This is a genomic window from Pseudomonas sp. IC_126, from assembly GCF_004331835.1.
GTDB lineage: Bacteria > Pseudomonadota > Gammaproteobacteria > Pseudomonadales > Pseudomonadaceae > Stutzerimonas.
In genome coordinates this window covers 111,978-126,897 of sequence record NZ_SJSS01000005.1, presented here as the reverse complement: position 1 = coordinate 126,897, position 14,920 = coordinate 111,978, and the positions used below count along the sequence as shown (strand labels likewise).

The 14,920-nt window shown below is 64.9% G+C and carries 14 protein-coding genes and 1 pseudogene; 14 read left to right on the top strand and 1 reads right to left on the bottom strand.

Annotated elements, in window-relative coordinates; all coding sequences use genetic code 11:
- Positions 1–29: 29 nt before the first annotated feature.
- Positions 30–1,052, bottom strand: a complete 1,023-nt coding sequence (locus E0D86_RS16175) for an ABC transporter substrate-binding protein (protein WP_131651070.1) — start codon at positions 1,050–1,052, stop codon at positions 30–32.
- 703 nt (positions 1,053–1,755) lie between these two features.
- On the opposite strand from E0D86_RS16175, the pseudogene E0D86_RS21670 reads away from it, so the two are divergent.
- The 14 genes and pseudogenes from E0D86_RS21670 to E0D86_RS16105 form a co-directional block, all read left to right on the top strand.
- A pseudogene (locus E0D86_RS21670) lies at positions 1,756–1,872 on the top strand (hypothetical protein); the annotation flags it as partial.
- A 120-nt stretch (positions 1,873–1,992) separates the two neighbouring features.
- A complete protein-coding gene (locus tag E0D86_RS16165) occupies positions 1,993–2,694 on the top strand; it encodes a TetR/AcrR family transcriptional regulator (protein ID WP_131651068.1) in 702 nt (233 codons plus the stop codon).
- 3 nt (positions 2,695–2,697) lie between these two features.
- Positions 2,698–3,627: a LysR family transcriptional regulator gene (locus tag E0D86_RS16160; protein ID WP_131651067.1), complete on the top strand. Its 930-nt coding sequence runs from the start codon at positions 2,698–2,700 to the stop codon at positions 3,625–3,627.
- Between the two features lie 114 nt (positions 3,628–3,741).
- On the top strand, positions 3,742–4,698 hold the full coding sequence (locus E0D86_RS16155; protein WP_131651066.1) for an isopenicillin N synthase family oxygenase: 957 nt from the start codon (positions 3,742–3,744) through the stop codon (positions 4,696–4,698).
- On the top strand, positions 4,691–5,440 hold the full coding sequence (locus tag E0D86_RS16150; protein ID WP_131651065.1) for an alpha/beta fold hydrolase: 750 nt from the start codon (positions 4,691–4,693) through the stop codon (positions 5,438–5,440). The genes E0D86_RS16155 and E0D86_RS16150 overlap by 8 nt, the downstream gene beginning before the upstream one ends.
- A gap of 47 nt (positions 5,441–5,487) precedes the next feature.
- Positions 5,488–6,465, top strand: coding sequence for an ABC transporter substrate-binding protein (locus E0D86_RS16145; RefSeq protein ID WP_131651064.1), 978 nt, complete (start codon positions 5,488–5,490; stop codon positions 6,463–6,465).
- Between the two features lie 4 nt (positions 6,466–6,469).
- On the top strand, positions 6,470–7,273 hold the full coding sequence (locus tag E0D86_RS16140; protein WP_131651063.1) for an ABC transporter ATP-binding protein: 804 nt from the start codon (positions 6,470–6,472) through the stop codon (positions 7,271–7,273).
- Positions 7,260–8,060, top strand: coding sequence for an ABC transporter permease (locus tag E0D86_RS16135; protein WP_131651261.1), 801 nt, complete (start codon positions 7,260–7,262; stop codon positions 8,058–8,060). The genes E0D86_RS16140 and E0D86_RS16135 overlap by 14 nt, the downstream gene beginning before the upstream one ends.
- A 126-nt stretch (positions 8,061–8,186) precedes the next feature.
- A complete protein-coding gene (locus E0D86_RS16130; protein WP_131651062.1) occupies positions 8,187–8,657 on the top strand; it encodes a nucleoside deaminase in 471 nt (156 codons plus the stop codon).
- A 203-nt stretch (positions 8,658–8,860) separates the two neighbouring features.
- A complete protein-coding gene (locus tag E0D86_RS16125) occupies positions 8,861–10,411 on the top strand; it encodes an ABC transporter ATP-binding protein (RefSeq protein WP_131651061.1) in 1,551 nt (516 codons plus the stop codon).
- Between the two features lie 12 nt (positions 10,412–10,423).
- Complete coding sequence (locus E0D86_RS16120) at positions 10,424–11,527, top strand: ABC transporter permease (protein WP_131651060.1); 1,104 nt, start codon at positions 10,424–10,426, stop codon at positions 11,525–11,527.
- Positions 11,528–11,586: 59 nt separating this feature from the next.
- Positions 11,587–12,513 (top strand): ABC transporter permease, encoded by a 927-nt coding sequence (locus tag E0D86_RS16115; protein WP_131651059.1) that lies wholly within the window; start codon positions 11,587–11,589, stop codon positions 12,511–12,513.
- A gap of 184 nt (positions 12,514–12,697) precedes the next feature.
- Positions 12,698–13,780, top strand: coding sequence for a BMP family ABC transporter substrate-binding protein (locus E0D86_RS16110; protein WP_131651058.1), 1,083 nt, complete (start codon positions 12,698–12,700; stop codon positions 13,778–13,780).
- A gap of 108 nt (positions 13,781–13,888) precedes the next feature.
- Positions 13,889–14,863: a 2-oxoglutarate and iron-dependent oxygenase domain-containing protein gene (locus tag E0D86_RS16105; RefSeq protein ID WP_131651057.1), complete on the top strand. Its 975-nt coding sequence runs from the start codon at positions 13,889–13,891 to the stop codon at positions 14,861–14,863.
- The last annotated feature ends 57 nt before the right edge of the window (positions 14,864–14,920 follow it).

Here is a 14,920-nt window from a genome sequence, read left to right as displayed (position 1 = left end):
GAGCTCGAAAATGAATGGCCGGGTACGCGTTACGGCAGTACCTTCTGCGCGCCGTTGGCGAAGCGCAGGTCGTAGCCCTTTTTGAAGTCCATGGATTCGCCGAGCAGGCCGGCCTCGACCATGTAGTCGCGGGTCTTCTGCCAACGCGCGTCGGTCATCACGCCGATACCGCCGGTGGCCGCATCGCCGCCCGTGACGAGCTGAAATTCCTTCATGCGCTCGAGGCCCCAGGCGATATGCGCATCCGTCATGTTGGGGTTGTCCTGCTTGATCAGCGCATTGCCCGGCGCCGGGTCGGCGAGATAGCTCTTCCAGCCCTCCATGGTGGCGTCATAAAAGCGTTGCAGCACATCGGGCCGCGACTCGATGAGGTCGTTGCGGGTCACCAGGGTCGAGCCATAGGGCGGATAACCGTGGTCGGCGAACAGGTAGAAGTTGGCGTCCACCCCCTGTTGGCGCGCCTGGAACAGCTCGGAACTGGCGTAGGCCTGCTGCGCGGTGTTCGGATCGGCGAAAAAGGGCTGCAGGTTGAAGGTATAAGGTCGCGTCTGACTGTCGTTCAGCCCGTACTTGGCCTTGAGCCAGGGCCACCAGGACGTCTGTCCGGAGGTTGCGACCAGAATGGTCTTGTCCTTCAGGCCGTCGAGGCCCTTGACGTCACCATGGGTGAGCAACCCTTGCGGGTCGGCTTGAAAGCATGCGCCGATAGCCACCACCGGCAGGCCCTGCTCAACGCTTTTGAGTATCTGGAAATCGTAGCCGACGATCACATCGGCCTTGCGCGCCACCAGCAACTGCATGCCGTTGACCTGCGGACCGCCCATCTTCACGGTCACGTCCAGGCCGTGCTTCTCGTAGATGCCCTCGGCCACAGCCTGGTAGAAGCCACCATGTTCGGCCTGGGCATACCAAGAGGTGAGCAGTGTCAGCTTATCGTTGGCCTGTGCCGAGGCGGCAGCCAAGGCAGTGCCGAGCAGCGTCATGGGCAGCAGCGCCCGGCGAACCAACTTGCACAATCTGGACGCAGGACGTCCTGGTTCCATCGTTTTCATAGGGATAACTCCATCGGCAAGGCACGGTGATGCCGCCGGCTGCCAGAGGCAGCCAGCAGGCGAACGAAGCACAGGAAAGCGAGGCGATAGCATCCGGCCTATCGGCACCGGACGGCTGCAGCAAGGAACGAGCGACGCGACATTGCGCATGGCGGTTGACCTCTCTCCTGTCGAGCCCTTGAGGGGCGAGAACAAGCACCCCGTGCAAAACAGGGCGTGCGGCCATAAGGGCCGCAAGAGCAATGTCCCACGTCGTCGGAAGATTCGATCGACGCTAACCGCTTCTACTCGCTGAGTGACGTAGCACGAGCTGTGCCAGCTTTTGCCGAGACCGGGACGAGGAGCAGGCGAGCCGATGCGAATCGCTCTAACTGACGCATCGGACAGCTTTTTTCACTTGGCATGCGGGTGCAACGGCGAGCTCGGCTCGACATACCGCACCGCCTCGCCCACCGCGACAAAAACGGGCAAGCGCGAACCAGCCGGACCATTTTGGTGCAGACAAGCGCTTCGCCTGGACTCATAGCGCAGGTTCAACCATGCCGCAGCGCATGAAGGGAACATCGCCAAATCCGTGCAGCCGCCGCGTAGCCGGTCGCTGCGCACGCGGACAAACCTAAGCGACTGGACAGCTTCTTGCAGTAGGCGAAGACAAGACAGGCGACAAAGCCCGCAATTTTCCCGTGCGCGTCGAGATTACTGCATGCAAGAAAACGCCGAGTCCGACCTGATCTATGGCCTGGACGACCGCCCCGCTCCAACCCCGGCCATCTTCGCCGCCCGGCAGCACATCCTCGCCAGCTTCGCCGGCATCGTTACCCGCTGGCGGCGATCCTACTGCTGCACGAGCGGAGCGAACCCGCCATCGTCGCCAGCACGCAGCGGGCTTGAACCCATGCGGTGGCGTACGGACGTCAACGCGCTCTTCGGATAAGGGACTATGAACAAGAACGAAGCACCGCAGCCGCTGTACACCGCCACGGGCAAACCCGCCGGCCGCATCCGCCAGCAGAACGAGGAAACCATCCTCGCCGCGGCGGCGGAAGAATTCGCCCGCTACGGCTTCAAGGGCACCAGCATGAACGCCATCGCCACCCGCGCCGGGCTGCCCAAGGCGAACCTGCACTACTACTTCAATAGCAAGCTGGGGCTGTACGTCGAGGTAATGCGACACATCCTGGAACTCTGGGATACCGCCTTCGACGACCTCACCGTCGATGACGATCCGGCCATTGCATTGGCCGACTACATCCGCATCAAGATGGAGTTCTCCCGCCGCCACCCACAGGCCTCGAAGATCTTCGCCATGGAAGTCATCAGCGGCTGCGAATGCCTGTCCGAGCATTTCAACCAGGACTACCGCAACTGGTTCCGCGGCCGCGCGGCGGTGTTCGAGGCCTGGATTGCGGCAGGCAAGATGGACCCGGTCGACCCGATGCACTTGATATTCCTCATCTGGGCCGGTACCCAGCATTACGCCGACTTCTCCGACCAGATCCTGCGCATCAACGGCAAGCGCATGACCAAAAACGATTTCGCTAACGCGACCGACAACCTCGTGCGGGTCATCCTCAAGGGTTGCGGGCTGGCGCTTCCAGTAACGACAGTTCAAACCACCGGCGCGCGGGCTCGACGGACCTAGGCCATGCATATTCACGCCCGTGCGCTGAAGTATTTCGACATGATCCGCCGCTGTGGCTCCATTCGTGAAGCGGCGCGGCGGCTGCACGTCGCCTCTTCGGCGGTCAATCGTCAGCTGTTGCAACTGGAAGAGGAAATCGGCTCGCCGTTGTTCGAGCGCCTGCCCGGCGGGCTGCGGCTGACCGCGGCTGGCGAGATATTCTCGCTGCATGTGATCACCGTTCTGCAGGACGAGCACCGTATGGTCAGCGAGCTGGACGCACTCAAGGGATTGCGCCGCGGCGAGCTGTCCATCGTCTCGGTGGAAGGTCTGAACAGCAGTTTCCTGCCGATGGTTCTGCAACAGCTGCTGACCCGCTATCCGATGCTGCGGGTCACCGTGCGCTCGGCTGGCTCCGAGGAGGCCGCGCGCGCGGTGGCCGGCGGCGATGCGGATGTCGCCCTGGGTTATGCCGTGGAACGCAGCGAGTCATTGCGCCAGTACGCCGTCGGGCGTTTCGTCCTGGGTGCGATCATGCCGCCGGAGCATCCGCTGGCGGCGCAGGCAAGTGTCAGCTTCGCCGAATGCGCACGCTATCCGTTGATCCTGCCGGGGCCGGAATTGTCGATCCGCCGTCATCTGCAGCCTTTTTTACTCAACCCGAAAAAGCCGCTGACCGTGCTCCTAGAAAGTGCATCGGTGGACCTGGCCAAGCGCCTGGCGATGCGCGGCATGGGCCTGGCATTCCAGACCCGCCTCGGCATCGAAGAGGAACTGGCTGCCGGACAGCTGCAGCTGGTGCCGCTGAAAGCCAAGCAGCCCGTGGTTTCCGAGCTGGGCGTCTACGTGCGCAGCGGTCGATCGTTGCCGGCTGCGCTGGATGCCTTCATCCGCCTGGTGGAGGACCAACTGGCGCAGCGCGTGGCCGCCGAAACGCACCTGTACGAAGCATGAGGCGCACCCTTTCGGGCCGATGCCGTTTCGGCATCGGCCCGGCACAAAATCAGCGCTATCGAGAGCAGCAAGCGCCTCCCTAGGATGGTTTCACACCCCCACAGGAGGAGCCCGATGCGCCCCGCCCCCAACTTGCCATTGATCGACATCGGCGACCTGCGCCACGACGACCCCGCCGCCCACCAGAAGATTGCGCAGCAGCTTCGCGACGCCTGCCAGCGCTGCGGCTTCTTCTACATCCACAACCATGGCATCGACGCTGAACTGATCGCCGCCGTGCAGCAGCAGGCCGAACGCTTCTTCGCCCTGCCAAGCGCGGCGAAGCTGGCGCTGGACAAGGCGCTGTCCGGCTGTAACCGGGGCTACGAGCCGCTGCGCGGCCAGACGCTGGAAGCCGGCAGCCCGCCCGATCTGAAGGAAGGCTTCTACATCGGCAACGAGGTAGCCGAAGACGATCCCCGCACGCTGGCCGGCAAGTTCAACCAGGGGCCGAACCAGTGGCCGCTGGAGCTACCCGAGTTCCGCGCCGTCATGGAGCGCTACTTCCAGGCCGTCAACCAAGTGTGCGAGCGGCTGATGGGCGCGCTGGCACTGTCCCTGGAGCTGCCCGCCGATCACTTCGATCCATTGCTCAAGGATGCCGCCGCCACCCTGCGCCTGCTGCATTATCCGCCCCAGCCAGCACAGTCCGCGCCCGGCGAGAAAGGCTGCGGTGCGCACACCGACTTCGGCGCCCTGACGCTGCTGCTGCAGGATGATGCCGGCGGGCTGCAGGTGCAGGCCGTCGACAGCGGCGAGTGGATCGACGCGCCGCCCATCGAAGGCACCTATGTGGTCAACCTGGGCGATCTGATTAGCCGCTGGACGAACGATCGCTACCGCTCCAACCGCCACCGGGTGATCAACCGCTCCGGGCGCGAACGCTATTCGGTGCCCTTCTTCTACACCGGCAATCTGGATCTGACGGTGGAATGCCTGCCCGTCTGCCTGGCACCGGGAGAGGCGCCACGCTACCCCGCCGTGACCGTGGAAGAACACCTGCGCGAAATGTACCGGAGGACCTATGGCTGACATCGTTCTCATCCACGGCGCCTGGGCTGGCAGCTGGGTCTGGGATTCGCTGCTCGATGGTTTGCACAGCGCCGGGCACAAGCACCACGCGGTCGACCTGCCGGGCAACGGCAGCGATGCCACGCCGCTCGCCGAGGTCTCGCTCGAACGCTACGTCGAGCACGTCGGCGCGCTGATCGAGACCCTGGACGGGCCCGTGCACCTGGTCGGCCATTCCGGCGGCGGAGTTACCGCCACCGCGTTGGCCGAGCGCTATGCCGAGCGCATCGCAGGCGTCGCCTACGTCGCCGGCATGATGCTGCCCAGCGGCATGCGCTTCGCCGAGTTGTGCGCTGAACTGAGCCGAGACTTTCCCGAAGTCAGCGGCATCGGCCCGTACCTGCAACCCGCCGTGGGCGGCAGCCGGGTGCCCGGCGACGCCGCCTGCGCAGTGTTTTTTCACGACGCACCAGCATCGGCCGCCGTGCGTGCAGCCCGCCGCCTGACGGTGCAACCCGACGGTGGACGCGATATCGCCGCGCACTGGACGGCCGGACGCTTCGGCCGTTTGCCGCGCCTGTATCTGGAGGCGGCGCAGGATCGCTCGGTACTGCCGCTGGTGCAGCAGCGCATGCAGCAACTGGTGCCCGGCGCCGAGCGCACGGTGCTCGATTGCGGCCACGCGCCGCAACTGGCTGCGCCGGAAGCGCTGCTCGCCGCCCTGCTGGATTTCTTCGCCCACCACCCAAACCCCGTTCTCTGACGCGTTTATTGCATGGCCCTCACCAGCCAATTTCAAGGAGTTTCCCCATGTTCAAGAAAACCCTGATCGCCAGCGCCCTGCTGGCCCTGTTCAGCCAATCCGTCCTGGCCGCCGACAAGGTGCGCTGGCTCAACGACTGGCTGCCAGCCGGCGACAAGGCGGCGATCTACCTCGGCGTCGAGCAAGGGCTGTTCGCCGCCGAAGGCATCGAGGTGGAAATTTCCAGCGCCCGCGGCGGCAGCGACGTGGTAACCAAGCTGGCCACCAATAGCGCCGACTTCGGTTCCGCCGGCCTGGCCTCACTGCTGCAGGCCAAGGCCCAGGGCGAGGTGCCGGTGGTGGCGGTCGCGCCGATCTACAACAAGCAGCCGGACGCCTTCTTCACCACCGAAGGCTCGGGCATAAACGCCTTCAAGGACATCGTCGGCAAGACCGTGGCCACCCCGACGTTCTCGGCCTCTAACGTGGTCTGGCCGCTGTTGCTGGAGCGTAACGGTATCGACCCGAGCAGCGTCAGGCTGCTCAAAGTCGATCCCGGCGCGCTGGCGCCAATGCTCGCCACCGGCAAGGTCGACGCCACCATCAACTGGCTGACCGTCGCCCCCGGTTTCGTCCGCGCCCTCGGCGAAGCGGACAAGACGCTGAATACCATTCCCTGGTCCGAATACGGCTTCGAAGGCTACGGCTTGTCGCTGGTGGCGTCGCAGCGTTTCGTGCAGAACAACCCCGAAGTGGCGAAGAAATTCGTCAAGGCCTACCAGCAGGCCCAGGCGAACGCCATCGCCGACCCGGCCGCGGCGGCGGCTGCGCTGAAGAAGATGGTTTCCGAGGTCGACGAGCAGCAGGCCGAGGAACAATTCGCCGCCTCGGTGCCGCTGATGCAGAACGAGATCAGCGCCGCCGAAGGCAGCGGCTTCGATGCCAAGCGCCTGGCCACGACCTGGGAATGGGTCGCCAGGGCTCAGGGCACGGCGGTCGACAGCCTTGATCCGGCCAGCGCAATCGACTCCAGCCTCAGCGAGTGATGCCATGAGCACCGCAACCCTGGACGCCACATCGCGCCCCAACATCAGCTTCGACCGGGTCAGCCAGGTCTTCACCTCATCCGACGGCAGCGAAGTGGTGGCGCTGGACAACGCCAGCTTCGACATCGGTCGCCACGAGTTCATCGCGGTGCTCGGCCCGTCGGGCTGCGGCAAATCCACGCTGCTGCGCATCCTCGCCGGACTGGTCAGGCCGACCCACGGCCAGGTCAGCATCTATGGCAGCCCGGTGGATGGTCCCCGCGACGAGGTCGGCATCGTCTTCCAGAAGCCGACGCTGCTGCCCTGGCTGAACATCCGCGACAACCTGACTTTCCCCATGCGCCACAAGTACGGCCGCGTCACTGCGCAGGAAATCATCCGCGCCGAGGAGCTGCTGGAGCTGGTGGGGCTCAAGGAGTTCGGCGGCAAGCGCCCGGACGAGCTGTCCGGCGGCATGCAGCAGCGTGCGGCGATCGCCCGTGCGCTGTTGCACGACCCGGAAATTCTGCTGATGGACGAGCCGTTCTCGGCCCTCGACGCCCTGACCCGCGACGAGCTCAGCCTGGAACTGCTGAACATCTGGAGCAGCCGCCCGAAGACGGTGCTGTTCATCACCCACTCGATTCCCGAAGCGCTGCTGCTGGCCGACCGCATCCTGGTGATGTCGGCGCGCCCCGGTCGCGTGCAGGAAATCATCGACGTCGATCTGCCGCGCCCGCGGTCCATGGAAACCCTGACGGAGCCACGCTTCAATGAGCTCGCCAACCATATCCGCCGCCAAGTCTTCTCGCGCCATGCCGACCATTAATAAGCTCAAGGCGCTGAAATTCCGGGCCGGGGCCGAGCGGTTCGCGCCCTGGCTCGCGCTGCTCGTTCTGCTGCTCGTATGGGAAGCGGCCTGCCGCCTGCTGAAGCTGCCCAGCTTCGTGCTGCCCTCGCCCAGCGCCATCCTCGCCGCAACGCACAAGGTCGGCCTCGCCGCCTGGGCCGAGCATATCTTCGCCACGCTACGGGTAACGCTGATGGGCTACGGCCTGTCGATCCTGATCGGCATCCCGCTGGCGATCGCCCTGGCGTCTTCGCGAGTGTTGTCGCGCACGCTGTATCCGCTGCTGGTGATCGTGCAGTCCACGCCGATCGTCGCGGTAGCGCCGATCATCGTGGTGGTGATGGGCGCCGGCGACCTGCCGCGGGTGTTCATTACCTTCCTCATCGCGTTTTTCCCCATCGTGGTGTCCTGCGTCACCGGCCTCTTGGCGACGCCCGAGGAACTGGTGGAACTGTCGCGCTCGCTAGGCGCTTCCAAGGCCCGCGAGTACCGCAACATCCGCCTGCCCTACGCTATCCCGCACCTGTTCTCGGCGCTGCGCATCTCCATCACCCTGGCGGTGATCGGCGCGGTGGTGGCCGAGTTCGTCGCCGCGGAGAAGGGCCTGGGCTACTTCATCAACTTCTCCACCTCGATGTTCCAGGTGCCGCAGGCCTTCGCCGCGCTGATGATGCTGGTAGTGATCAGCCTGGTGCTGTTCCACCTGATCGGCCTGCTGCAGAAGCTGTGCTTCCCCTGGAGCCTGCCCAAGGCGCAGCAGTCATGAGCGTAATGCGGACCGGCGCTGCTCCTGTAGGGGCGAACTTGTTCGCCCGCATTGGCGGCCCATGGGCGAATGAATTCGCCCCTACAAAAACGGTTCACCTATGACATTGCCAACGATGAGACGCCCATGAACGAACAAGACCTCACCCTGCTGCGCAAGAGCTTCGACGTGGCCCGCCGCGCGCTGGAAAACGGCACCCATCCCTTCGGCGCGATCCTCGTCGGGCCGGACGGCGAAGTGCTGCTGGAACAGGGCAACGCCTACATGCCCGACCACGACATGACCGGCCACGCCGAGCGGGTGCTGATGACCCGCGCCTCGACCCGCTACACGCCGGAATTCCTCTCGCGCTGCACGATGTACACCTCTGCCGAACCCTGCGCCATGTGCGCCGGTGCCGCGTATTGGGCCGGGCTGGGCCGGGTCGTCTACGGCCTGTCCGAACGCAGCCTGAAGGCCATCACCGGCAATCATCCGGAGAACCCCACGCTGGATTTGCCTTGCCGCATCGTCTTCGAAGCCGGCCAGCGCCAGGTCGAAGTAATAGGGCCGCTGCTGGAAGAGGAAGCCGCCGCGCTGCATGAGGGCATCTGGTAGCTCACAAGAAGCCTCGCCAGAGCACCTTAGGGGTGCGCAGCCTTCCCCCCCGGGCCGCCCATGCACCACTTAGCAGCACAGCGGCGCGCAGGGTAGCGCAAGCCCCGCGCTGCAAGCTCAGCCGGCGGCGCTGCGAGCGAATTCCTGACCTTATGGCCAGATTTTTGCTACCTGCCTGGCAACGTCCCGATGAGCGATGACCCATGCCCACACCTTTGCCTCATACGCGGCTCGCGCTGCGTGGCATCACCAAACGCTACCCCGGAACTGTCGCCAACGATGGCATCGACCTGACCATCGCGCCCGGCGAAATTCATGCACTGCTCGGCGAGAACGGTGCAGGCAAAAGCACGCTGATGAAGATCATCTTCGGCGTGGTTCAGCCCGATGCCGGCCGCATCGTCTGGGAAGGGCAACCGGTGGTCATGCGCGACCCGGCCCAGGCGCGCGAACGCGGCATCGGCATGGTGTTCCAGCATTTCTCACTGTTCGAGACGCTGTCCGTGGCAGAAAATATCGCCCTGGCGCTGGGCGTGGGCGCCGGCACGCCAAAGCAGCTGGAGCCACGCATCCGCGAGGTCTCTCAGCGCTACGGCATGCCACTGGAGCCGCAGCGCCTGGTGCACAGCCTGTCTATCGGCGAGCGCCAGCGGGTGGAGATCGTGCGCTGCCTGATGCAGGACATCCGCCTGTTGATCCTCGACGAGCCCACCTCGGTGCTGACCCCGCAGGAAGCCGACGAGTTGTTCGTGGTGCTGCAGCGTCTGGCTGCCGAGGGCTGCAGCGTCCTGTTCATCAGCCACAAGCTGAACGAAGTGCGCGCCCTCTGCCAGAAGGCCACGGTGCTGCGCGCGGGCAAGGTTTCCGGTACCTGCGTGCCGAGCCAGTGCAGCGACCTGGATCTGGCACGGCTGATGGTGGGTGACGCCGAGGGTCTGGAAGCGAAGTACCGCAAGGCCGAAGGCCGTGCGCCCTTTCTGCAGGTGGAAGGATTGTCCTGGCGAAATGCCGACCCCTTTGGCGTTTCGCTCGATAACCTGAGCCTGGAAGTGCGCGCCGGCGAGATTGTCGGCATCGCCGGGGTCGCCGGCAACGGTCAGGACGAACTGCTCGCGCTGCTGTCCGGCGAGCGCACCCTGCATGGGCGCGATGCCGAACGCATCCGCTTTCTTGGCGAGCCGGCGGCACACCTGCGCCCGGACGCGCGTCGCCGCCACGGGTTGGCGTTCGTGCCCGCCGAACGTCTTGGCCATGGCGCCGTGCCCGGCATGAGCCTGGCCGACAACGGCCTGCTCACCGCCTTCCAGCAGCGGGGCATGCTTCGCCACGGGCTGATCCAGCGCACGCGCGTTCAGGAATTCGCGACAAAGGTGATCCAACACTTCGCGGTGAAGACGCCGGACACTCAGACGCCGGCGGCGAGCCTCTCCGGCGGCAACCTGCAGAAATTCATTCTCGGCCGCGAAATCCTCCAGCAGCCCCGGCTGCTAGTGGCGGCGCATCCGACCTGGGGCGTGGACGTCGGCGCTGCGGCAGCCATCCACCGCGCGCTGATCGAACTGCGCGATGCGGGCGCGGCGATCTTAGTGATTTCCGAGGACCTGGACGAGCTGTTCCAGATCAGCGACCGCCTCGCCGCGCTCTGCGATGGCCGACTTTCGCCACAACACCGGACCGAAGCCTGCGCCCCCAGCGATGTCGGCCGCTGGATGGCCGGCCAGTTCGACCAACCCTCCCTGTCCACCGCTGCCTGACGAGCCTTCGCCATGCTGTTCACACTGCAACCACGCGGGGCCGAATCCCGCGCCATGCTCTGGCTCTCGCCAGTGCTCGCCGCGCTGCTGACACTGGTCAGCGGCGCCCTGCTCTTCGCCCTGCTCGGCCATCCGCCGCTGCAGACGCTGAAGGTGCTGCTGATCGACCCGGTCAGCGATCTCTACGGGCTCTCCGAGCTGATGGTCAAGGCCTTGCCGATCCTGCTCTGCGCCCTGGGGCTGGCGGTGGTCTACCGCGCCCGCATCTGGAATATCGGTGCCGAGGGTCAGCTGCTGATCGGCGCGCTGGCCGGCAGTGCGCTGGCGGTCAACATCATCGACTGGGATTCCCGCCTGGCACTGCTGTTGACGCTCGGCGCGGGCATTCTTGGCGGGGCCGCCTGGGGCGGACTCTGCGCCTGGCTGAAGACTGCCTTCAACGCCAACGAAATCCTCACCAGCATCATGCTCAACTACATCGCGCTGAACCTGCTGCTGTTCGCGGTGCACGGTCCGCTGAAGGACCCGGACGGCTTCAACTTCCCCGAGTCGGCGATGTTCGGCGATGCCTCCCGCCTGCCGGAGCTGATCGACGGCCTGCGCGTGCACGCCGGTTTCTGGTTCGCGCTGCTGGCACTGGTGGCCGTCTGGGTGCTGTTGCAACGGAGCTTTCTGGGTTTCCAGATCAAGGTGCTTGGCCTGGATCGCAGGGCCGCCGGCCTCGTCGGTTTCCGCGAACGTCGGCTGATCTGGCTCGCGTTGCTGATCAGTGGTGGCCTGGCCGGGCTCGCTGGCGTGGCGGAAGTCACCGGACCCATCGGTCAGCTGGTGCCGCAGGTATCGCCGGGCTATGGCTACGCGGCGATCACCGTGGCCTTCCTCGGTCGCCTCAACCCGATCGGCATCGTCTTCGCCAGCCTGCTGATGGCGCTGCTCTATCTCGGCGGCGAGAACGCCCAGATGGCCGCCAACCTGCCGCAGTCCATCACCCAGCTGTTCCAGGGCATGGTGCTGTTCTTCCTGCTGGCCTGCGACGTGCTGATTCATTATCGACCGCGCTTCGCGTGGAGCTGGAAGCGGAAAGCTGGAAGCTTGAAGTCGGTGACGCAGCCATGACCTCCACTTCCGCTTTTTCTGCCAGCTTCCAGCTTCTGGCTTCCAGCTAAGGACTTCCCATGGACATCGACCTGCTGACCAACATTTTCTACGCCATGATCCGCACCGGCACACCGCTGCTGCTGGTCGCGCTCGGCGAGCTGGTCTGCGAGAAGACCGGCGTACTCAACCTCGGCCAGGAAGGCATGATGCTGTTCGGCGCGGTGATCGGTTTCATCGTCGCCTACGCCACTGGCAATCTCTGGCTGGGCGTGCTGCTTGCCTGCCTGGCCGGGGTACTGCTTTCGCTGCTGTTCGCCTTCGTCGCCCTCGGCCTGGCGGCCAATCAGGTGGCCACTGGCCTGGCGCTGACCATCTTCGGCGTGGGCCTGTCGTCCTTCGTCGGCGCCACCTGGGTCGGCAAGCCGCTGGCCGGATTCGAGCCCGTCGCCATCCCACTGCTGGCCGATATCCCGCTGATCGGACGCATGCTGTTCGCTCAGGATCTGCTGGTCTATCTGTCGTTCTCGCTGTTCGCGGGGATCGCCTGGGTGCTGCTGAAAAGCCGCATCGGCCTGATCATCCAGGCGGTCGGCGAGAACCCTGATGCGGCCAGCGCCATGGGCCTGCCGGTGTTGCGAGTACGCACCCTGGCGGTGATGTTCGGCGGCGCCATGGCCGGCCTCGCCGGCGGCTACCTGTCGCTGGCCTATACCCCGATGTGGGCGGAAAACATGACCGCCGGACGCGGCTGGATCGCCCTGGCGCTGGTGGTATTCGCCAGCTGGCGGGTCGGTCGGGTGCTGCTCGGCGCCTATCTGTTCGGGCTCGCCAGCATTCTGCACCTGGTGGTCCAGGGCATTGGCCTGGCGATCCCCGGCAACCTGCTGGCGATGCTGCCCTACGTCGCGACGATCCTGGTGCTGGTGCTGCTGTCGCGCGATGCCATTCGCACCCGGCTGTTCGCGCCGGTGTCGCTGGGCCAGCCATGGAAAGCCGGGCATTGAACGCACTGCCGCAGGGCATTCACAGCGAGATGCGCACCAGTTGCGCACCCGCTGCGACAGGCAAACGGCCGGCGTTCCCAGGTTTAACGCGACCTTCGAGGGGAACTGTCCATTTGGTCAGCTTTTTGCACTTGGCAACGGTAGCCATACGGCTTTTCGCATCACGACAACAGGAGCGTCACCCATGCAAGCCAAGATAAGAAAAAACCTGCTACGTACCCTCGCCGCAGCCATCGGGCTGAGCACAGCCTTCTGCGCCTCGGCGGCCGATCCGCTGAAGGTCGGTTTCGTCTACATCGGCCCGATCGGCGACCATGGCTGGACCTACCAGCACGAGCAGGGCCGCAAGTATCTGGAAGAGAAGCTCGGCGACAAGGTTCAGACCAGCTTCGTCGAGAACGTAGCCGAAGGCGCCGACTCCGAACGGGTGATCCGCAACATGGCTAAGGGCGGCTATGACCTGGTCTTCACCACCTCCTTTGGCTACATGAACCCCACGGTCAAGGTCGCCAAGCAATTTCCCGACGTCACCTTCGAGCACGCCACCGGCTACAAGCAGGCCGACAACGTCGGCACCTACCTGACCCGTTCCTACGAGGGTCGCTACGTCGGCGGCTTCCTCGCGGCGAAGATGACCAAGACCAAGAAGGTCGGCTACATCGCCTCCTTCCCTATTCCGGAAGTCATCCGCGACATCAACGCCATCCAGCTGGCGCTAGACAAGTACAACCCCGGCACCGAAATCAAGGTCGTGTGGGTCAACACCTGGTTCGATCCGGGCAAGGAAGCCGATGCCGCCAACGCGCTGATCGACCAGGGCGTGGACGTGGTCTTCCAGCACACCGACAGCCCGGCGCCGATCCAGGCTGCCGAACGCCGCGGAGTCTATTCCGTGGGCTACGCCTCGGACATGCAGCACTTCGGTCCCAAGGCCGTGCTGACCTCCATCGTCAACGACTGGGGCCCGCACTACACCAAGTCCGCCGAAGCCGTAATGGCCGGCACTTGGAAAGCCGAGGACTTCTGGGGCGGCCTGGCAGAGGACAGCATCAGCCTGCCGATCAGCGACCTGGTACCCGCTGACGTGAAGTCCGAAGCCGAGGAAATCATCGCCAGCATCCGCAGTGGCGCTTTCCATCCCTTCACCGGCCCGATCAAGGATCAGTCCGGCCAGGTGCGCATCGCCGAAGGCCAGACTGCAACCACCAAGGACCTGGCATCGATGAACTTCTATGTCGAAGGCGTGAAGGCCGAGCTGCCGAAGTAAAACGAGAAACCGCTGGAGGCTGAAAGCTCGAGACTGAACGAGGCGCTCTTTCGTCCAGCCTTCAGCTTCCGGCACCGGTATCGAAAAGCACACGCACGAGTCCGCAGAATGACCACCCTTCCGATCATCGACATTTCCCCGCTCTATACCGCCGACGAGACCGCGCATCTCGAGGTCGCTCGACAGATCGACCGCGCGTGCCGCGAGTGGGGCTTCTTCTATATCGAAGGTCATCCCATCGGGGCAGAGCGCATCGCCGAGCTGAGCGACCATGCCCGCCGCTTCTTCGCTCTGCCGGTCGAGCAGAAGCTCGAGATCGACATCACCCGCAGCCGGCATCATCGCGGCTACGGCGCTGTCGCCACCGAGCAGCTCGATCCCGGCCAGCCGTGCGACCTCAAGGAGACCTTCGACATGGGGTTTCACATGAGCACCGAGCATCCGGATGTGCTCGCCGGCAAATCCCTGCGCGGACCCAATCGCCACCCGGCACAGATTCCCGGCTGGATCGAGCTGATGGAAGGCCACTACCGCGACATGCACGAGCTGGCCAGTACCCTGCTGCGCGCCATCGCGCTGGCGCTGGGCATCGAAAGGGACTTCTTCGATAAGCGCTTCGTCGAGCCCATCAGCGTGTTCCGCATGATCCACTACCCGCCCCGCGCCACCGCCAGCAGCGCCGAACAGCAAGGCGCCGGCGCGCATACCGACTACGGCTGCATCACGCTGCTCCATCAGGACCAGGCCGGCGGCTTGCAGGTACAGAACATCAGGGGCGAGTGGATCGACGCGCCGCCGATCGAAGGCACCTACGTGGTCAATATCGGTGACATGATGGCGCGCTGGAGCAACGACCGATACAAGTCCACCCCGCATCGGGTGATCAGCCCGCTGGGCGTGGATCGTTATTCGATGCCGTTCTTCGCCGAGCCGCATCCAGATGCCGAGATCAGTTGCCTGCCCGGCTGCCACGACGTGGGCAATCCGCCGAAACACCCGGTAACGACCTGCGAGGCCTATATGTTGTCGCGCTTCGCCGACACCTATGCATATCGCCGCGAAACCGACGCCAACGCGGTCTAAACGGGCTTTACTGCAAGCACGATGTCACGTCGGCACATCGCACCACTGTGCCGGGCA